General features: G+C 44.4%; 18 protein-coding genes and 1 tRNA gene. 9 read left to right on the top strand and 10 right to left on the bottom strand.

Features of this window, described 5'->3' with window-relative positions:
* Positions 1 to 58 precede the first annotated feature (58 nt).
* From AWH66_RS14785 to AWH66_RS14770, 4 genes are all read left to right on the top strand, one after another.
* The gene (locus AWH66_RS14785; protein ID WP_006074794.1) at positions 59 to 667 is read left to right on the top strand and encodes a peroxiredoxin; all 609 of its coding nucleotides are present in this window, start codon (positions 59 to 61) and stop codon (positions 665 to 667) included.
* 192 nt (positions 668 to 859) lie between these two features.
* Positions 860 to 1,609, top strand: a complete 750-nt coding sequence (locus AWH66_RS14780) for a copper homeostasis protein CutC (RefSeq protein WP_063603993.1) — start codon at positions 860 to 862, stop codon at positions 1,607 to 1,609.
* Between the two features lie 87 nt (positions 1,610 to 1,696).
* Positions 1,697 to 2,644, top strand: a complete 948-nt coding sequence (locus AWH66_RS14775) for a LysR family transcriptional regulator (protein ID WP_063603992.1) — start codon at positions 1,697 to 1,699, stop codon at positions 2,642 to 2,644.
* An 85-nt stretch (positions 2,645 to 2,729) separates the two neighbouring features.
* Positions 2,730 to 3,218, top strand: a complete 489-nt coding sequence (locus AWH66_RS14770) for a DUF481 domain-containing protein (protein ID WP_063603991.1) — start codon at positions 2,730 to 2,732, stop codon at positions 3,216 to 3,218.
* A 10-nt stretch (positions 3,219 to 3,228) separates the two neighbouring features.
* Here AWH66_RS14770 and phoU read toward each other — a convergent pair whose 3' ends face one another.
* The 4 genes from phoU to AWH66_RS14750 are packed head-to-tail and all read right to left on the bottom strand — an operon-like array spanning position 3,229 to position 8,626.
* Positions 3,229 to 3,924 (bottom strand): phosphate signaling complex protein PhoU, encoded by a 696-nt coding sequence (gene phoU / locus AWH66_RS14765; RefSeq protein WP_006074790.1) that lies wholly within the window; start codon positions 3,922 to 3,924, stop codon positions 3,229 to 3,231.
* Between the two features lie 18 nt (positions 3,925 to 3,942).
* Positions 3,943 to 4,761, bottom strand: coding sequence for a phosphate ABC transporter ATP-binding protein PstB (gene pstB, locus AWH66_RS14760; RefSeq protein WP_063603990.1), 819 nt, complete (start codon positions 4,759 to 4,761; stop codon positions 3,943 to 3,945).
* A gap of 2 nt (positions 4,762 to 4,763) precedes the next feature.
* Positions 4,764 to 6,410, bottom strand: coding sequence for a phosphate ABC transporter permease PstA (gene pstA, locus AWH66_RS14755; RefSeq protein WP_063603989.1), 1,647 nt, complete (start codon positions 6,408 to 6,410; stop codon positions 4,764 to 4,766).
* A 20-nt stretch (positions 6,411 to 6,430) separates the two neighbouring features.
* Complete coding sequence (locus AWH66_RS14750) at positions 6,431 to 8,626, bottom strand: ABC transporter permease subunit (protein WP_063603988.1); 2,196 nt, start codon at positions 8,624 to 8,626, stop codon at positions 6,431 to 6,433.
* Positions 8,627 to 8,909: 283 nt separating this feature from the next.
* On the opposite strand from AWH66_RS14750, the gene ppk1 reads away from it, so the two are divergent.
* On the top strand, positions 8,910 to 11,018 hold the full coding sequence (gene ppk1 / locus AWH66_RS14745; protein ID WP_063603987.1) for a polyphosphate kinase 1: 2,109 nt from the start codon (positions 8,910 to 8,912) through the stop codon (positions 11,016 to 11,018).
* Positions 10,996 to 12,501 carry an exopolyphosphatase gene (ppx, locus tag AWH66_RS14740; RefSeq protein ID WP_063603986.1) on the top strand — a complete coding sequence of 502 codons (1,506 nt, stop codon included), beginning with the start codon at positions 10,996 to 10,998 and terminating at the stop codon, positions 12,499 to 12,501. Before ppk1 ends, ppx begins: the two co-directional genes overlap by 23 nt.
* 35 nt (positions 12,502 to 12,536) lie before the next feature.
* Here the strand turns inward: ppx and AWH66_RS14735 are convergent, their stop codons facing one another.
* Genes AWH66_RS14735 through phoB form a run of 3 tightly spaced genes read right to left on the bottom strand, consistent with a single transcriptional unit; the run spans position 12,537 to position 15,512 of the window.
* Positions 12,537 to 13,499 (bottom strand): PstS family phosphate ABC transporter substrate-binding protein, encoded by a 963-nt coding sequence (locus AWH66_RS14735; protein WP_063604083.1) that lies wholly within the window; start codon positions 13,497 to 13,499, stop codon positions 12,537 to 12,539.
* Positions 13,500 to 13,504: 5 nt separating this feature from the next.
* The gene (gene phoR, locus AWH66_RS14730; protein WP_063603985.1) at positions 13,505 to 14,803 is read right to left on the bottom strand and encodes a phosphate regulon sensor histidine kinase PhoR; all 1,299 of its coding nucleotides are present in this window, start codon (positions 14,801 to 14,803) and stop codon (positions 13,505 to 13,507) included.
* A 19-nt stretch (positions 14,804 to 14,822) separates the two neighbouring features.
* Positions 14,823 to 15,512: a phosphate regulon transcriptional regulator PhoB gene (gene phoB, locus AWH66_RS14725; protein WP_038227986.1), complete on the bottom strand. Its 690-nt coding sequence runs from the start codon at positions 15,510 to 15,512 to the stop codon at positions 14,823 to 14,825.
* Between the two features lie 194 nt (positions 15,513 to 15,706).
* Here phoB and rdgC point away from each other — a divergent pair, with 194 nt between their 5' ends.
* The 3 genes from rdgC to AWH66_RS14710 all read left to right on the top strand — a co-directional run bounded on the left by rdgC (position 15,707) and on the right by AWH66_RS14710 (position 18,393).
* Positions 15,707 to 16,615 (top strand): recombination-associated protein RdgC, encoded by a 909-nt coding sequence (gene rdgC / locus AWH66_RS14720; protein WP_063603984.1) that lies wholly within the window; start codon positions 15,707 to 15,709, stop codon positions 16,613 to 16,615.
* A 138-nt stretch (positions 16,616 to 16,753) separates the two neighbouring features.
* Positions 16,754 to 18,136, top strand: a complete 1,383-nt coding sequence (gene trhP, locus AWH66_RS14715; protein ID WP_063603983.1) for a prephenate-dependent tRNA uridine(34) hydroxylase TrhP — start codon at positions 16,754 to 16,756, stop codon at positions 18,134 to 18,136.
* 2 nt (positions 18,137 to 18,138) lie between these two features.
* Positions 18,139 to 18,393, top strand: coding sequence for a YfhL family 4Fe-4S dicluster ferredoxin (locus AWH66_RS14710; protein WP_006074776.1), 255 nt, complete (start codon positions 18,139 to 18,141; stop codon positions 18,391 to 18,393).
* Between the two features lie 33 nt (positions 18,394 to 18,426).
* Here AWH66_RS14710 and AWH66_RS14705 read toward each other — a convergent pair whose 3' ends face one another.
* From AWH66_RS14705 to AWH66_RS14695, 3 genes are all read right to left on the bottom strand, one after another.
* The gene (locus AWH66_RS14705) at positions 18,427 to 18,735 is read right to left on the bottom strand and encodes a hypothetical protein (RefSeq protein ID WP_038223073.1); all 309 of its coding nucleotides are present in this window, start codon (positions 18,733 to 18,735) and stop codon (positions 18,427 to 18,429) included.
* Positions 18,736 to 18,914: 179 nt separating this feature from the next.
* On the bottom strand, positions 18,915 to 19,250 hold the full coding sequence (locus AWH66_RS14700; RefSeq protein ID WP_071487857.1) for a DUF1904 domain-containing protein: 336 nt from the start codon (positions 19,248 to 19,250) through the stop codon (positions 18,915 to 18,917).
* Between the two features lie 114 nt (positions 19,251 to 19,364).
* Positions 19,365 to 19,441 (bottom strand) — tRNA-Trp (locus tag AWH66_RS14695).
* Positions 19,442 to 19,520 lie beyond the last annotated feature (79 nt).

Raw genomic sequence — 19,520 nt, 5'->3', positions numbered from 1 at the left:
CACAAACACGGACCAAACCAAAAATGGTTTGAATTAAACTCTATTTAGGAGCAAAAAAATGGTACTAGTTGGTCGTCAAGCCCCAGACTTTACTGCAGCAGCTGTTCTAGGTAACGGTGATATCGTTGAGAACTTTAACTTTGCTGAGTTCACTAAAGGTAAAAAAGCAGTTGTATTCTTCTACCCACTAGACTTCACTTTCGTTTGCCCATCAGAACTGATCGCATTCGACAACCGTCTTGCTGATTTCCAAGCTAAAGGTTGTGAAGTTATCGGTGTTTCTATCGATTCTCAGTTCTCTCATAACGCATGGCGTAACACTGCTATCGAAGATGGCGGTATTGGTCAAGTTAAGTACCCTCTAGTTGCAGACGTTAAACACGAAATCTGCCAAGCGTACGACGTAGAGCACCCAGAAGCAGGCGTTGCTTTCCGTGGTTCTTTCCTAATCGACGAAGACGGTCTTGTACGTCACCAAGTAGTTAACGACCTACCTCTAGGCCGTAACATCGACGAAATGCTACGTATGGTTGACGCTCTAAACTTCCACCAGAAGCACGGCGAAGTATGTCCTGCACAATGGGAAGAAGGTAAAGCTGGTATGGACGCATCTCCAAAAGGTGTTGCAGCGTTCCTATCTGAGCACGCAGACGACCTGTCTAAATAATTCGATACCTTCACCCTGCGCTCAATCAGGGTTGATGGTTGGATAAATATAAAGCGAAAAACGCAGCCAATCATTGAAGAAGAAACGAGTTAGCCAAAAAATTAAAGCCCGAGTCACGACTCGGGCTTTTTCTATTTTCAGAATTCAAAAGCAGAGATATATTGATACCCAGTATAGTTACTGAGAAACCTTATGAACTACCAACTTGAAGTCTGTATCGATAATATCGAGTCCCTGCCACTGGCGATTACAGGTGGTGCTACGCGGATTGAGCTATGCTCATCTTTGGCGTTAGGGGGACTAACCCCGAACGCAGGCCTCATTAAACAAGCTGTCCAATCTTCTTCTATTCCTATCTACGTCATGATACGTCCTAGACAAGGTGATTTCCTCTATGATTGTGACGATGTTGAAATCATGGCAGAAGACGTGCGCACCGCCGCTAAATATGGTGCTCAAGGCATCGTTTTAGGCCTACTTGATAAAGATGGCAACATCGATATGCCTCGTTCTATCCGCTTAGTAAAACTGGCTCATGAGTTACAGCTGGGTGTAACCTTCCATCGAGCGTTCGACCAATGCAAACATCCCGAACAGGCTTTGGAGGATGTAATCGCATTAGGGTGTGAGCGAATACTCACATCCGGACTGGCCTCAAATGCACTAGACGGTAGCGATATGCTCGCCAAGCTGTCTGCTTTGGCAAATGGACGCATAGAATTGATGGCCGGAGCTGGAGTCAATGCTGATAATGTCGCTAAGATCATCGCCACCAGTCACGTTACGGAAGTCCACCTTTCAGGCAAATCAACTAGAAAAAGCAAGATGCATTTCATTGCTGACGATGCAAAAATGGGTCGTGATGATGTGGATGACTTTGCTATTCCTGTGACAAGCAGTGATAAAATTCGAGCAGTAGCGAAAGTGCTAAACTCATTATAAAGCTTGTTCTTTTAATCTGGGCTCCAGAAAAGAAGCCGACCATCTTTAAGCTTCTTTCAATCTCGCACTACTTTCTTCTAGGGATTTATGAAAACGTCAGCAAATTTATTTCAAAAGCTCGATTTGAACCTACTCAGAACGTTTCGTGTTCTATTGCAGGAGCGCAATGCCCGAAAAACCGCCGAGCGCTTGTTTGTGACTCAGCCTGCAATCAGTCAAGCACTGCAAAAGCTGCGCTTTCACTTAGATGATGAACTCTTTGTCAAAGTACAGGGCGGGTTAGAGCCAACACCATTTGCCCTTCTAGTAGAGGAAAAAATCGCCCCTTACTTGGATGGTCTCGAAGCGTCTTTAGAACAACTTTCCGACTTCTCGCCGAGTGAACTGGAAGGAACCATAAAAATCGCTTTAGCGCCAATCGTATTATCTTGTTTGGCGGGTTCTCTGTTTATAGAACTAAGAAAGCAAGCGCCAAACCTCAACTTAGAACTCACCAGTTGGACTCAGCAAACCCCAGAGCAACTTCGTAACGGTGAAGTGTTTCTAGGGATGCATTATGACTTAGACGGCATATCTAAAGAGATTGCTAGAGACAAGTTAGCAGACATGGAAGCTCGCGTTTATGTACGTCAAGATCATCCCCTTAAGAGCGATATCATCACTCCTCATGATGCAGCTAAATATGAGATTGCATCACTCATTTCTCCAGGGTGGAATGACAACTTTAGTTTTGCCGCTCAAATACTAGAACAACTCGGATATGAAGCAAAGGTGGGCTTTCGCTCTGAGGTCGTGTTAGCGATCATTGATGTAGTATCGTCAACAGATATGATATTGCCTCATTCAAACCTACTACCAAGTCAACACAGCAAGCAGCTCAGGGCCTTAAAAGTAGAGATTAACGAGCAGCAGCAACCTTATACCAAAGGTCTGTATGCTTACGTTCATAATAAGAATCGCCACTCACCTAAAACCAAGTGGTTAGAAAAAATGCTACGCGAAAAAATCCAACAACATATCAATAATCAGGACTAATAATAGTTATAAGCAACTCTTTTTAGCCATGTAGCACGACGGTAGCTACCATCAACGCACTTTTACTGTCCCATAAAGGTGCTTGATGAAAAAGCTATTGTTACCTCTAATCGCTACTCTTTCTTTCACAACATCAGCTCAAACGTTCCACGTATCACCTGACCTCAAAATCGGTATATACAATGGCGCTGGTATTCAGTTAGGTGTAGCGGACACACTAGGTATGGATGCTGTATTTTTTAGCTATGGACGCAAGACCTATAACACTAACCGTTACGACGAACGACTAGACTCCTACCGCCTAGGATTACAACATATGTTCGGACACAAACAGGACCATGGCTTGCAAGCTGAATTTGGCCTTGCTGATTATTACGGTCGCGATAGCCGCGATAGTGAATCGAGTAGTCGCAGTTCCCTAGGCTTAAGTATTGGTGCAAGTTATGTTTATATGCTCAATTCAAGCTTTGGTTTAAAAACAGGCTTCGATTATGACGTATTTAACGCGCAAGACACCTATATCCCAGTAGGCTCGAATATGACCTTGAACTTCGGTGTGATTGGGCGTTTCTAAAACTGCCCAACTAAAGAATGTCGTTAATAGCTTTTTCGTCCAGGTGACGAACATCTTTACCCTTCACGAAGTAAATGATGTATTCGCAAATATTCTGGCAACGATCACCCACCCGCTCAATGGCTCGAGCTGACCACATGACCTGAAGAATGTTAGGAATGTTCTTCGGGTCTTCCATCATATACGTCATCAATTGACGAACCACGGCTTCATACTCTGCATCCAGCTTGTCATCTAATTTATAGACTTCAGCAGCAGCGTCGACATCCATACGAGCAAATGCATCAAGTACTTGATGCAACATAGTGATGGCTTGCCGGCATAGCGGTTCTAAAGAGACATGAAATTTCTGTTGTTTCGTTGATGGTTGCTCTATAGCGACTCGAGCAATTCGAGTCGCAACATCACCGATACGCTCAAGATCCGTTATCGTTTTGATGATTGCCATCACTAAGCGAAGATCTTTCGCCGTAGGCTGGCGTTTAGCAATAATTCGCGTACATGCCTCGTCGATGGAGACTTCCATCGCATTCACTTTGTGATCGTCCCTAACCACTTTTTTGGCCAGCTCAAGGTCATCTTTGTGCAACGCCTGCATTGCAAAGGATAATTGCTGTTCGACCAGCCCTCCCATCGTTAACACATGAGTGCGTATCGATTCTAATTCGGCATTAAACTGACCAGAGATATGACGACCAAAATGCATGTCCAACAACTTCCTTAATTAACCGTAACGACCGGTAATATAGTCTTCGGTTTGTTTTTCAATCGGTGAGGTAAATATAGTATCAGTATCCGCATACTCTACCAATTTTCCTAGGTGAATAAAGGCAGTGTGATCACTAACTCGCGCCGCTTGCTGCATGTTATGCGTTACGATCACAACCGTGTATTTGGTTTTAAGCTCATTAATGAGCTCTTCGATGGTTAATGTTGAAATAGGATCAAGCGCCGAGGTTGGCTCATCCAGCAGCAATACTTCGGGCTCAATGGCGATGGCTCGAGCAATCACCAGTCGCTGTTGTTGTCCACCTGACAGCCCAAACGCATTCTCATGTAATCTATCTTTCACTTCATCCCAAAGGGCTGCTGAGCGCAGTGCTCGTTCTACCGCATCATCGAGATTGCGGCTATTCTTAATTCCTTGAAGCCGCAATCCGTAAACCACATTCTCATAAATAGACTTTGGAAATGGATTCGGACGCTGAAACACCATCCCAACTCGTCTTCGCAAAGTCGCGACGTCCACATCTGGATGATAAACATTACCTCCATGTAATTTCACTTTGCCTGTCACCGTACAACCTTCAATCAGATCATTCATCCGATTGATACAGCGAAGCAGAGTCGACTTACCACAACCAGACGGTCCGATAAATGCCGTCACTTGCCCTTTTGGGATCCGCATAGATACGTCATCTAGAGCTTGTTTATCGCGATAAAACAGATTCAAGTTTTCTATCGCAATGGCGGTTTGCTCATCGCTTAGATTGTTAATATCTAAAGGCGTGGGGTAGCCCAAAGTTTGATTGATAGAAAACATGATTAATCTTGTCCTAATGTTCGATACTTTTCGCGCAGGTTATTTCGAATGGCGATTGCTGTTAAGTTTAGTCCAACAACAACCGTCACCAACAAGAATGAGGTGGCATAGACTAACGGTCTTGCTGCTTCAATATTCGAGGTTTGAAAGCCCACATCATAGATATGAAAGCCGAGGTGCATAAATTTGCGCTCCAGATGCAAAAATGGAAACTGCGAATCGATAGGCAAGCTTGATGCTAGTTTTACCACACCGACTAGCATTAGAGGTGCAACCTCTCCTGCCGCTCGCGCCACTGCAAGGATCAGCCCGGTGATTATTGCAGGGCTTGCCATAGGCAATACAATGCGCCAAAGCGTTTCAGATTGCGTTGCTCCTAGAGCTAATGAACCATGTCTGGCGGACACCGGAATTCTATTCAGCCCTTCTTCCGTTGCGACGATCACTACTGGCAACGTAAGAATCGCGAGTGTTAATGCCGACCACAATAGCCCCGGAGTGCCAAACGTTGGTGCAGGTAATCGCTCAGCATAGAACAGCGAATCAATAGAACCACCAATGGTATAAACGAAAAAGCCTAAACCAAACACACCGTATACAATGGATGGTACCCCCGCGAGGTTAATCACCCCTACCCGTATCATTCGTGTAAGCGCGTTATTTTCAGCATATTCATGTAGATACACCGCCACCAGCACCCCTAATGGCATCACCATTACAGACATAATAATAACCAACAAGACAGTACCGAAAATTGCAGGGAACACGCCACCTTCAGAGTTTGACTCTCGTGGGTCATCAGAGAGGAACTTCCAGACTTGTCCACCCCAATGCACCAACTTATCGGCAAAAGACATGTTGTTCGGATACCAGAAATCAAGGATCCGATTTAACCCAATCTCAACTTTCTCACCACGCATATCTTCAACAATGAGCGTTTTGCTGCTCAACTCGCTACGCAGTGCATCCAGCTCCCCTTCACTTTGGTTTAGCTGTTGGTGAATAATACTGACTTGCTGCTCATAACGGTGAGTAAGCTCCTCTGACAGCTCTCCATTAAGTGAGTCTCGACGTTGCTTTAGCCGTAATGCTTCCAATTGATGATTCAACCCACGTATTTTACGTTTAATCGTGTCATCTATTTGCTCTCGAGTCAGTTTCACCTGCTCAATTTCCAGCTTCAACAATGTGTTAAGATCAGTAGTAATATCACCATCAGGCGTCTTTAGAGCGATAATTTTCCCAAAAAAGTCACCGCCACGTGTTCTCTCTAAAACGACAAGATCGGCTGGTGTCGTTTGCAATTTAATTTGCGGTGCAAGCAAAGAAATAAAATCGACACCATATAAGTCTCGATTAGCGACTTTAATACTCAGACGCTCTACTTTGCCCTCTGTCAGCACATCAGTCGGCAACAGCTTATCCGCATCGGGAATGTTATGGGAGGGAACCCAAGTCTTTGAGTAAATCTGCCCGATTAGAGCTTTGCCGTTGTCATCTTGCCATTGATAAAGCGGTGCGGGCCAAAAATAAGTGAGCCCTTTCCAACCAATCAATAACAAAAGACCAAGCACGGATATTAAGCTGATGCTAACCGCACCACCTGTTAGCCAAACCCAAGGTGCGCCAGATTTGAGCCACTTAAACATGGTAAGGCTCCTTCCACATTCTACAGCGCACTGTATTTCTCCCTCAGTCTTTGTCTCACCCACTCTGCCAGTGAATTCACAACAAAGGTAAAACTAAACAAGATCAACGCGATTAAAAACAACAAACGATAGTGGCTGCCTCCAACCTCAGATTCAGGGAGCTCCACAGCCATGGTGGCAGAAAGTGTTCTCATGCCCTCAAAAATATTCCAATCTAATATCGGTGTGTTGCCCGTCGCCATCAAAACGATCATAGTCTCACCTACTGCTCGACCCAACCCCATCATTACTGCCGAGAAAATCCCCGGACTTGCGGTTAGTAGCACAACATACACTAAGGTTTGCCACTGAGTTGCACCTAGTGCTAATGAACCATCAGAGAGATGCTTCGGCACAGAAAAGATCGCATCTTCAGCAATCGTAAAGATGGTCGGAATCACAGCAAACCCCATTGCAAAGCCGACAACTAGAGCATTTCTTTGGTCAAAATCAATACCATGCTGAGCAAGAAAAACTCGGGCATCACCATTAAAAAACAATACCTCCATATCAGTGGAGTACGTCATGGCCAGGTACATCGCAACAATGATGACAGGAATTAGCGTAAACGGATGCAATCCACTGGGTAGTTTACTGGTGTATTGACGCGGCAAGATGTACCAAACAACGCCAGCTAATAGACAAATAGTAGGTAGAGTTAGCAGAAGCAGAAGTACCGCTGGTAAATGCGTTTCCACTATCGGAGCAAACCAAAGACCAGCAAGAAAACCAATGATAACGGTAGGTAACGCCTCCATCAGTTCGATGGTTGGCTTAACGACCTTACGCATAGTGGACGACATAAAATACGCCGTATAGATCGCGCCAAAAACCGCAATCGGTACCGCAAACAACATAGCGAACATCGCAGCTTTAATGGTACCAAAGGCAATAGGTACAAGACTGTACTTGCCTTCAAACTCATCAGAAGCCGCGGTAGTTTGCCAAACAAACTCAGGCTCTGGATAACTCTCGTACCACACTTTGCCGAACAATGCCGACAACGAAATTTCTGGATGTGGATTATCAATATGTCCTAAGTAGGTCGTATGACCCGACAATACCAACGCATTTTGATTGTTATGAGAGAGTGCAAAGGCGCTTACCGGATCCTTACTTGGCAGACTACTGGTGAATACAACCCGTTCACTAGTGGTGTAATTATTTTGCATGCTCCCGTCTGCTAAGACGGTTATGAACCCTTTCGTTAAGTTCTCTGGAATTAAAGCATTTAAAGGTGCATCAAAATCAAATGAACGAATAGCAGTTAAGTGCCTTGCGTCTTGTTTCACCACATCAAACCACTGCCAAACTTGCTGGTTGTCATACTCCACCAATAAGGAGTGAGCACCAGACAACAATTTAAGTCCGGTGACGTTGGCGCTATTCACTGCGGTTAAGTCCACCAGTTCACGAACCACGAGATGCTCGGCCCTTCTGTTGATCACAGCAAGTTCATTACCACTTCGCACGTAAACCGTTTGCGCATCTGGAGTTAGCAATATTTCATCGGCAGAGTCTAAAGGAGCAAGAGTAGAGAGAGTCTGCACTGCAATCGAATCGGAAGAATCCAAGGCATCTGAACTCGTTGGCTGCCAAATCAAATGGACTAAGCCACTACTATCTACCATAGCAAAGGCTGTCCCGTGAGCATTGCTGGTTGCTGTTACCAATGACATGAAGCTGCCATGAGTCGGCACCCAATCAGCACGACCTGGCAACTCAAGTTCTAGATCACTTTGTCCTTTTTCTGATTGCCATTTAAATTTAGGCTGGACTAAAGCGAGTCTCTGATCCGAATCAACAATGAGTAACTGGTCATTATTGATCGTCTTAAGCATTGAGATACTAATAGGAAGTTGACGTGTGGTTTGTTGACCTGAGACTAGAGATTGCTCAACCACCGCTCCTTCAGATGTCACAAAAGCAGCTCGAGTACCGTGGTCGTCTACCACGCTATAGACGATAGGTTTATCTATACTTAACTCAACCCCTTGTGACCATGTTACCTTGGCATCAGAAAACAATGGGAACGTCACATAAGCCAAATAGACAAAGATAAAGATCAAACTCGCCAACACACTCAAACCGCCAAAAGACACGATCCAACGAACCAAGCGGTCCTTTATCAGTCTTTTACGATCTTTGGTTTGTAACGAAAAGTTGGCTGTTGCCATAATCTACATTTGTCTCTTTGGTGACGGTTAGAATCTTACGAGATATTACCCATTAAGGGTTCTGGGACGAGTTACTAGAATGCATGACGCGCCCAAACATTTTATGTCGTTTAGATGACAGTTATATTACATGTCATCTAACGTGCTGAAAATAATGAAATGTGTCAAGTCGCACGCTATTTGAAATAAAAATGTCATATAAAATCAATAAGGTTCACGATCAGGTTAGTCTTTTATGTCACTCATTGACAACAATGAGTCCAAAATGTTGGTGGTTAGGTAGATGAGCGCAGAAAAACTCTATATCGAAAAAGAACTCAGTTGGCTCTCTTTTAATGAACGAGTGCTGCAAGAAGCCGCAGACAAGACCGTCCCATTGATTGAACGCATCCGCTTTTTAGGGATTTTCTCCAACAACCTCGATGAGTTTTACAAAGTTCGCTTCTCTGACGTAAAACGCCGCATCCTCATTAACCAAGAAAGTGGTATTAACGACAACTCCAAGCATCTACTGGGTAAGATGCAAAGTAAGGCTCTCAAGCTTAATTTACGATTTGATGAACTCTACAACGAGCTGATTTTAGAGATGGCTCGTCGTCGAATCTTCCTAGTTAATGAAACTCAGCTAAGTGACACACAGCAAAAGTGGGTAAAGAAATACTTTAGAAATGAAGTATTGCCTCACTTAACGCCTTTTATGCTTGGTGAAGACATCAACGTACTGCAATTTCTTAAAGATGAGTACGCTTATATCGTTGTCGATATGCAAAAAGAGCAGAGTTCTCAATATGCGATCTTAGAGATCCCTACTGATCACTTACCCCGTTTTGTCATGGTTCCTGAACAGAAAGGTAAACGCCGTAAAACCATAATCCTGCTCGACAACATCATTCGTTATTGTCTTGACGACATATTTCGCGGGTTCTTTGATTACGATGAGCTTAATGGCTATGCGATGAAAATGACGAGGGATGCGGAGTACGACTTGAGTCTCGAAGTAGAGCATAGCCTGCTCGAGCAAATGTCTGAGAGTGTCAATCAACGACTGACCGCCATGCCCGTACGCTTCGTTTACGAGCGTGAGATGCCCGAAGAAATGCTAAACACCTTGTGCAGCAAACTGGGTATTTCTAACTATGATAGCCTAATTCCCGGTGGTCGCTACCATAACTTTAAAGACTTTATCGGCTTTCCAAATGTTGGACGTGAATACCTAGAAAACAAGCCACTACCTCCAATGCGTTGTGCCGACTTCGATGGCTACGACAACCAGTTTGAGGCCATACGCGCTCAAGATATTTTGCTCCATTTCCCATATCACACCTTCGATCATATTACTGAGTTAGTGCGGCAAGCCTCGTTTGACCCTAAGGTCATTGGTATCAAAATCAATGTATATCGAGTCGCGAAAGACTCCCGTTTGATGAACTCATTGATTGACGCAGTACACAACGGTAAAAATGTCACGGTAGTGGTTGAGCTGCAGGCTCGGTTTGACGAAGAAGCAAACATCGAATGGTCTAGAGTGCTCACCGAAAACGGGGTACAAGTGATCTTTGGTGCTCCGGGGTTAAAAATACACGCTAAGTTACTGCTGATAAGTCGCCGAGAAGAGGGCGAGATTACCCGCTACGCTCACATTGGTACCGGGAACTTTCATGAGAAGAACGCCCGCATCTATACCGACTTTTCTTTACTAACTGCCGATCAAGAGATCGCGAATGAAGTTCGCAACGTATTCGGCTATATCGAAAACCCTTACCGCCCAGTGAAGTTTAATTATCTCATCGTCTCCCCACGTAACTCACGTAAACAGCTCTACCGACTCATTGATACTGAAATCGCCAACGCTAAAGCAGGTAAGAAAGGCAAGCTTACTTTAAAAATTAATAACTTAGTTGACAAAGGATTGATCAACAAACTCTACGGCGCGAGCAATGCTGGGGTTAAAATCCAAATGATTATCCGCGGTATGTGCTCTCTAGTTCCTGGGGTTGAAGGAGTGAGCGACAACATCAAAATTATCAGCATTGTTGATCGCTTCCTAGAGCACCCTCGCGTCATCATTGCGCATAACAATGGCGATCCTCAAGTCTATATCTCATCAGCCGACTGGATGACTCGCAACATAGACCATCGTATTGAAGTCGCCGCTCCAGTTCGTGACGCTCGTTTAAAACAGCGAATTATCGACATTATTAACCTTCACTTTACTGATACCATGAAAGCGCGTTGGATAGACAAAGAAATGAGTAACAGCTACGTACCGCGCGGTAACCGTAAAAAAGTGCGCTCACAAATGGCTATTTACGACTATCTTAAAAAGGTAGAGAAACAAACAAGAAAAACCAAAGAGCAACTGATCAATAATGAGCCAGACCAAGGACAGTAGTATAAAAAATGTCGCCGCTATCGACTTAGGTTCGAACAGTTTCCATATGGTCGTGGCTAAGGTAGTGGATCAAGACCTACAGTTAGTAAGTCGCCATAAACAGCGAGTGAGATTAGCCTCTGGGTTGGACGCTCAACAGAATCTCGACAATGCCGCTATTGAACGAGGATTAGAGTGCCTCGCCATGTTTGCCGAGCGCCTGCAGGGTTTTGAGCCAGAAAACATTCGTATTGCCGCGACCCACACGCTGCGTATCGCCAATAATACCCATATCTTTTTGCAACGTGCTCGCGACGTCCTTCCTTTTCCTATTGAAGTCATCCCTGGTGAAGAAGAAGCACGCTTAATCTATGCCGGCGTCGCGCACACTCAAACCGAGTCAAATTCAAAACTGGTGATTGATATTGGTGGTGGTAGTACCGAGCTAATCATAGGTAAGGCTTTCGAACCTGTGTTACTGAATAGCACTCAGATGGGCTGCGTGAGTTATACCACTAAATTTTTTGCCAACGGAAAACTCTCCACTAAAAATTTCTCCAAAGCCATTTTATCAGCTCAGCAAAGACTGGAAGCATTGTCAGTTCGATATAAAAAGAAAGGTTGGGAAGTCGCACTAGGCTCTTCTGGAACGATTAAAGCAATAAGAGAAGTCTTAATCGGGTTAGGACATGAAGATGGTTTAATCACCCTTAAACGATTGTATAAGCTTATCGATACCTTGTGTGTGTTTAACACCATTGATGACATCAACTTAGCTGGACTAACGGACGAAAGGAAGCCAGTGTTTGCCGCAGGCGTGGCCATACTAACTGCGCTCTTTGAAAGTTTAAAGATCCGTGAAATGCACTTTTCAGCTGGCGCTCTTCGTGAAGGTTTGCTCTATGAAATGGAGGAACGTTTCCAACGCTCTGATATCCGTATGCGAACCACTGAGAATTTGGCCGCCAAACATTTTGTCGATCTTGAACATGCCGCCAAGGTTCGCGGCCAAGCAGTTGAGTTTCTAAATCAAACCCACGAGCAGCTCAATCTAAAAAAGAAAAGTGATTTGTTTAGCTTGCTTGAATGGAGTGCTCTACTTCATGAGGTTGGGCTCAGTATTAGTTACCAGGCCTTCCATAAGCATTCAAGCTACATACTCACTCACACCAATATGCCGGGTTTTAACAGTGAGCAGCAGCGCATCCTAGCGACACTGGCTCGCTTTCAAAGAAAATCGCTCAAGGTGCAAGAGCTCCCTGAGTTTAGCCTGTTTAAGAAGAAACATATTCTCGGCTTAATACGAATCCTACGACTCGCCATTATCGTTAATGGGCAGCGAAATGATGAGTTATTGCCTCTCAAGCTGACTATCGTTGATGACATTTGGACTGTGAGTTGCGAGCAAATAGATTGGTTAGAACAAAACCGACTACTCTCCGCTGATTTACAAACGGAGCAAAGCTACTGGCAAGCGGTAGGGTGGCAACTTGAATTCGATTAGTTATCGCAGCTGCATTTGCGGTTCGCCAATGAAGGTTAGTCGATAAAGCTCAGTCCAACCTTAGCTAGCTCTTGTTCTGCAAATTCTCGATTTAGCGGTACATAGCCATCTTTCACCACGATTCGCTGACCTTCTCTAGAATAGATATAGCGAATATAGGCTTCCTCTATCGGATCAAGTTTTCGTTGTGGATCTTTATTGACGTAAACATACAAGAACCGAGACAGTGGGTAGTGACCGGACTGTACATTGTCTTGAGTTGGTAAGATGTAATCCTCACCTTGTTTAGCGATGGGCACCAACTTCGCCCCCGATACTTGATAGCCAATGCCGGAGTAACCAATGGTATTCACGGATGACGCTACTGATTGCACCACAGATGCTGAGCCAGGTTGCTCATTCACATTGCGTTTGAAGTCGCCTCCACACAGTGCATTGTTCTTGAAATAACCATAGGTCCCCGATACCGAGTTACGGCCAAACATCTGAATAGCACGTTGACTCCAAGGTGCTTTAACGCCTAACTGCTCCCACTTATTAATGTAATGGTTGCTTCCACAACGTAATGTTGAGGAAAAAATGCTGTCTATTTGCTGGAAATTCAGCCCTTTGATGGGGTTATCAGTATGAACAAATATCCCGATCGCATCGATCGCAACTCGCAGCTCAGTCGGTTTGTAACCATAATGCCGCTCAAAAGATTCCACCTCTTTTAAGCGCATCTTCCTGCTCATAGGGCCGAATTGTGCCGTACCTTCTGCCAGAGCAGGAGGCGCCGTCGACGAGCCTGAAGCTTGAATCTGGGCATTAACATTAGGATAAATGTTCTTAAGCTCTTCCAGCCATAAGGTAGTCATCCCCGATAAAGTATCTGAACCTACTGAGGATAAGTTTCCTGCGACCCCAGGTTGCTTCGTATATTTAGGCAACTCTGAAGCCAGCCCAGAGAAGGAGATCACGCCCAAAAGCAATACTGACCAACTTAACCTGCCGCTCATCGCCATTAGTTCACTACCAAACGTTCTGGAAGAATAAATGAGAATTTACTACCAACGCCCACTTCCGAGTGAATTTCTAGATGAGAATCATGGTGAGATAGTGCATGTTTTACGATAGCTAACCCTAACCCACTTCCACCTGTATCACGAGAGCGTGCCTTATCGACACGATAAAAACGCTCAGTTAGTCGGTGCAAATGCTGGGGCTCAATACCATCCCCAGTATCTTCTACATCTAAACATGCACCTTGAGCAGATTGATACCAGCGTACCTTCACGTTTGCACCCGGTGGCGTATATTTTATCGCGTTGTAAACCAGATTAGAAATAGCACTTCTTAACTGATCATCGTCGCCAAATACTCTCAGGCTATTATCGACATCAAACTCAACCTTGTGCCCATCCTCACCACTAAGGCTAATCGCCTCTTTTTCGAGTACTTCAAGCATAGCAGGCACATTGACAACTTCGTCTAACTCATGCATTGGCGCAGCTTCAATTTTGGAGAGAGTGAGTAATTGATTCACGAGGCTGTTCATTCGATTAAGCTGCTCGGTCATCACACCGTGAGCTTTGGTCCACATAGGTCCTACAACCATGTCTGGATCTTCTGTCATCTCAAGGTAGCCTTGAAGAACAGTCATTGGCGTACGTAGTTCATGAGAAACGTTAGCAAAGAAATTGCGACGCATACCTTCTAATTGCTTAAGTTGGCTGACGTCACGCACTACCATCAAATGCTCACCCTCAGTATACGGTACAATTCGAAGCTCCAGCATTCTTTCAACATTCAAAGGTGAACGCATTTCTAGAGGCTCAGAGAAATCTTGCTTGTTTAGATACTTAATGAAATCCGGCGTGCGAATCAGATTAGAAATCGGCTGCCCTGAATCATCAGGCCAACGAAAGCCTAAAAGGTGTTGTGCGAGTTTGTTACACCAAACAATATTACCTTCGCTACGAAACACCACAACCGCATCGGGAAGCGATTCCGCACCGTTTTTAAAGCGACGAATCAGGTTGGTTAACTCTTTTCGTTTACGTCTTTGGCGTTGTTGAAGTCGATAGATGCCATTAAATAACGACTCCCAGTTGCCTGTGCCCGATGGCGGGGTCAGACGCTTTTCATCCCACAACCAAGCAGACAAACGCAGTTGATTATGTAGGTGCCATATCAACTGCAAAACCGTGGCAACGAGTAGTAACCACGGCATGTATCCAAATATCCACCCAACAACAATCCAAGGGGTGTAAAAAAAAGCCAGCTCCCAGGCCAGCTTTTTCCAGGTTAACCTTTCAACCATCTATCTCTCCAGTTCGATGCTAGCCTTTGGTAGAGAAACGGTAGCCAGCGCCTCGAACGGTCTGAATCAACTTATCATGTCCTGCGGACTCTAATGCCTTACGCAAACGACGAATGTGCACATCCACCGTGCGGTCTTCAACATAAACGTTGGTACCCCAAACGTTATTAAGCAGTTGTTCGCGGCTGTATACGCGCTCTTGATGCGTCATAAAGAAATGCAACATTTTAAATTCCGTTGGCCCCATATCTAACGGTGCATCATTCGCGGTAACACGGTGCGATACAGGGTCCAGCTTCAGCCCTTGAACATCGATGACATCTTCCAACGCGGTTGGTGTGACACGGCGAATAACTGCTTTTAGTCGAGCAACCAATTCCTTTGGAGAGAAAGGCTTAGTGATATAATCATCAGCCCCGACTTCTAAGCCGCGCACTTTATCTTCTTCTTCACCACGAGCGGTCAACATCACTACTGGAATGTTTCGGGTAAGCTCTTCACGCTTCATATGCTTTATGAAATTGATACCTGAACCACCAGGCAACATCCAATCTAGCAGAACAAGATCTGGGTAAGGTTCAGCCAGTTTGTTTACTGCGGTATCGTAATCTTCTGCTTCAACAGCTTGGTAGCCTTTCTGCTCTAACACGAAACACAGCATTTCACGAATTGGTGCTTCATCCTCAACAACCAGGATTCTTCTAGACATATCTGAATAACCTTATGGAATCTAATCAACTGCATGCATTATCAAGAATTATTATGACACTTTTGTGACCATTGAAAACAATTTTTAATATAACTTTCGCACAATCTGGGTTGTCATATTGAAGATTTAAGCTAGGACAATTGTTTGAAAATTGCCTATCATGTGCAGCTATCTATTCTAAAGGTGAGAGTAATATGTGGTTTAAAAACTGTTTGGTCTATCGATTCAACAAGGATCTTGAATTTAACGCCGATAAACTCGAGCAGCAGCTTGAAGAGTTTCGTTTTACACCTTGTGGTAGTCAAGATAAGCAAAAATTTGGTTGGGTGACAGCGCTTGGTAAACATGGCGACATGATGACCCACGTTTCTGAAAACCGCATTTTGCTTTGTGCGAAGAAAGAAGAAAAGATGCTGCCGGCGTCTGTGATCAAAGAGTCACTAAACAGCAAAGTAGAAGCGTTGGAAACGCAAGAAGGTCGTCCACTTAAGAAAAAAGAAAAAGATGACCTTAAAGATGAAATCATCATTGATTTGCTTCCACGAGCTTTCAGCCGTAGTAACCTCACTCATCTGCTTATTCTTCCAAAAGAAGGCTTCATCATTGTCGATGCAAGTAGCTTTAAGAAATCAGAAGATGTCATCGCTCTATTGAGAAAAACAATGGGAAGCCTACCTGTTGTTCCTGCCTTCCCTGAACAGCCTATTGAAAATACATTAACCGAATGGGTGAAAGGCGGTGAAGTACCTACTGGTTTCAATCTTCTAGATGAAGCAGAGCTCAAGTCAGTGCTAGAAGACGGTGGTGTTATCCGCTGTAAGAAACAAGAACTGTCAAGCGATGAGATTCTTGGTCATATTGCAGCAAACAAGTTTGTGACTAAGCTCGCGCTGAACTGGCAAGAGCGTATTGAATTTATTCTGGCTGATGATGGCAGTATTAAACGCCTTAAATTCAGCGATGAACTGAAAGATGAGAATGACGACATTCCAAGAGAAGATGCCGCGGCTCGAATGGATGCCGACTTCTCATTGCTGTGCGGTGAGTTTGGCGCATTCCTACCAAATCTTTATGACGCCTTAGGCGGCTTACCAAAGCAATAGCCATTACTTATCTGAGCTCGCGTTCTGCGAGCTCAATACAAAACTTGGAAACCTCTCCATATTAGCGTAAAATTTGCGCCCCTTAGTGCCATTAGGTGGCACAACACTGACTTGAAATCAGATTAGAGATATAAAGCAATGTTTACTCCAGAACTTCTGTCACCTGCTGGCAGCCTAAAAAACATGCGTTATGCATTCGCCTACGGCGCGGACGCGGTTTACGCGGGTCAACCTCGTTACAGCCTTCGTGTTCGTAACAACGAATTCAACCACGAAAACCTTCAGATAGGTATCAATGAAGCGCATGCCCTAGGTAAAAAGCTTTATGTGGTTTGTAACATTCAACCGCATAACTCGAAGCTAAAAACCTTCATCCGTGATCTAAAACCTGTGGTTGAAATGGGTCCAGACGCACTGATCATGTCTGACCCAGGTCTTATCATGATGGTTCGTGAAGCATTCCCTGAGATGCCGATTCACCTATCAGTACAGGCAAACGCCGTAAACTGGGCGACCGTTAAGTTCTGGGCAGCTAATGGTGTTGAGCGCGTTATCGTGTCTCGTGAGCTATCGCTAGAAGAGATTGAGGAAATCCGTGAACATTGCCCTGAAACTGAGCTAGAAGTATTCGTACACGGCGCACTTTGCATGGCTTATTCAGGTCGCTGTCTACTATCCGGCTACATCAACAAACGCGATCCAAACCAGGGTACATGCACTAATGCATGCCGCTGGGAATACAAAGTTGAAAAAGCTACAGAAAACGACTCAGGTCAAATTGTCGAAGAATTTGTTCCTGAAGCACAAGCAGTTGAAGTCGTTGACGAGCGTCCAGAGACCACTATCGGTCGTGGTAAACCAACAGATGAAGTCGTCCTGCTTTCTGAAAGCCATCGTCCAGAAGATAAAATGGCGGCTTTTGAAGATGAGCATGGTACTTACATCATGAACTCCAAGGATCTTCGTGCTGTTCAGCATGTTGAGCGTTTGACTAAGATGGGTGTCCACTCACTTAAGATTGAAGGTCGTACTAAATCTTTCTACTACTGTGCTCGTACTGCTCAAGTTTACCGTAAAGCTATTGATGACGCAGTTGCTGGCAAACCGTTTGATGAATCACTATTGGGCACGCTAGAAAGCCTAGCTCACCGTGGTTACACAGAAGGCTTCCTACGTCGTCATACTCATGACAGCTATCAAAACTATGACTATGGTTATTCCGTTTCCGATTCTCAACAATTTGTTGGTGAGTTTACCGGTAAACGCCGCGGTCACTTGGCTGAAGTTGAAGTGAAAAACAAATTTGTGGTTGGCGATAGCCTTGAGTTAATGACACCAAAAGGCAATGTGGTATTCAGCCTAGAAGTGATGGAAAACCGTAAGTCAGAAAGTATCGATGACGCTAAAGGTAACGGACACTTCGTCTTTATTCCAGTGCCAGAGGAGTTGGATCTGGACTACGCACTACTTATGCGTAACCTAAACTCAGGACAAGATACACGTAACCCAACTGGTAAGTAACCATGGCACTATTAATCACTGACAAGTGTATCAACTGTGATATGTGTGACCCTGAATGTCCCAATGGGGCAATTAGTATGGGCAGCGAGATCTTTGAGATCGATCCCCATTTGTGCACAGAGTGCAAAGGGCACTACGATAAACCAACTTGTCAGTCCGTCTGCCCAATCACAAAATGTATCATCACCGATCCTAACCATGTGGAAACCGATGATGAGCTACTGGAAAAGTTTGTGATTATTCAAGGCATGGCCTAGTCAGCAAAAAGCCTCCAAAAGGAGGCTTTTTTCTTACCCAGACTTTTCGATTGGAAAGACATTGCAGTAGAGCTCTTTTTCATACTGCATCTCCAGTTTTTTGCGCCAGTTTTCTGCAGAGTTAATAGGAATTAAATAGAACTTCTCTCTGCTGGTGTCGGTCACAAAGGCAATACCATGCTGCATCAATTCATAGTGAATATCATTGATGAAACCGAGTGTGAAACTTTGCCTACCGGATAGTTGATTAATGTCCTCTCTAGTTAGAATCACTCCATCTTTTTCTGAAGCGAATCTCTCCCTAAGCCATCGGGCAAACTGCCTTGATGAGATCATGGTCATAACAGTCTTCCTTACCCAAAACTTAATGGGGAAATCCCCAAAAATACAGTAGATAAGCCATAACTCAAACAACAATAACACCAAGAAACAAAAAGACTAATCTACCGAAGTATAGATAACCATAGTCAACATCCTTCGACTTCTCCAGTCCCAATAGTGAGAGTCACATCATTCAAGTACTAACCGTAATGCTGTCCATTATCGTAGTAATTTACAGGCTCAAGCGCACTAAAGATTACCGCCACATCAAGCTCTTTCCCTAGTGCTGAGCGTACTTGATTTGTGATAACTAAGGCCACTGAATTTTTGACTTCCTGTCCCCGATCAAACCAAAGCACTTCAATAAATGGATAAGCATGACTGACCTTATTATCAAAGTAAAAAGTGGAGGCAATATGCTCAACAGTGAAGTCCTCTTTGGGGCAGTCCATTAACGGTTGCAGTTCATCAACTAGTGGACCAAAAAGAGTTTTAACAAGCTCAGGTTCAATCGCTCTAAATCGTAAATGAGGCATAATCATATCCATATATTTGATAACGATTACGAGTATATCAGTGAACAATGAAATTAGAGAATTCAGAAAAGAAAAAACGAAAAAGGCCCTGACCTAAGTCAGAGCCTTTAAATATGGCAGGGGTGGAGAGATTCGAACTCCCAACACGCGGATTTGGAATCCGCTGCTCTGCCAATTGGAGCTACACCCCTATCTTCGTGTTTATAGAGACGACTCTCAAATAAGTGGCGGAGTGGACGGGACTCGAACCCGCGACCCCCGGCGTGACAG

Origin of the sequence: Vibrio barjaei, assembly GCF_001639065.2 — a bacterium.
Taxonomy (GTDB): Bacteria; Pseudomonadota; Gammaproteobacteria; order Enterobacterales; family Vibrionaceae; genus Vibrio; species Vibrio barjaei.
This window is presented reverse-complemented; position numbering and strand designations above follow the sequence as displayed.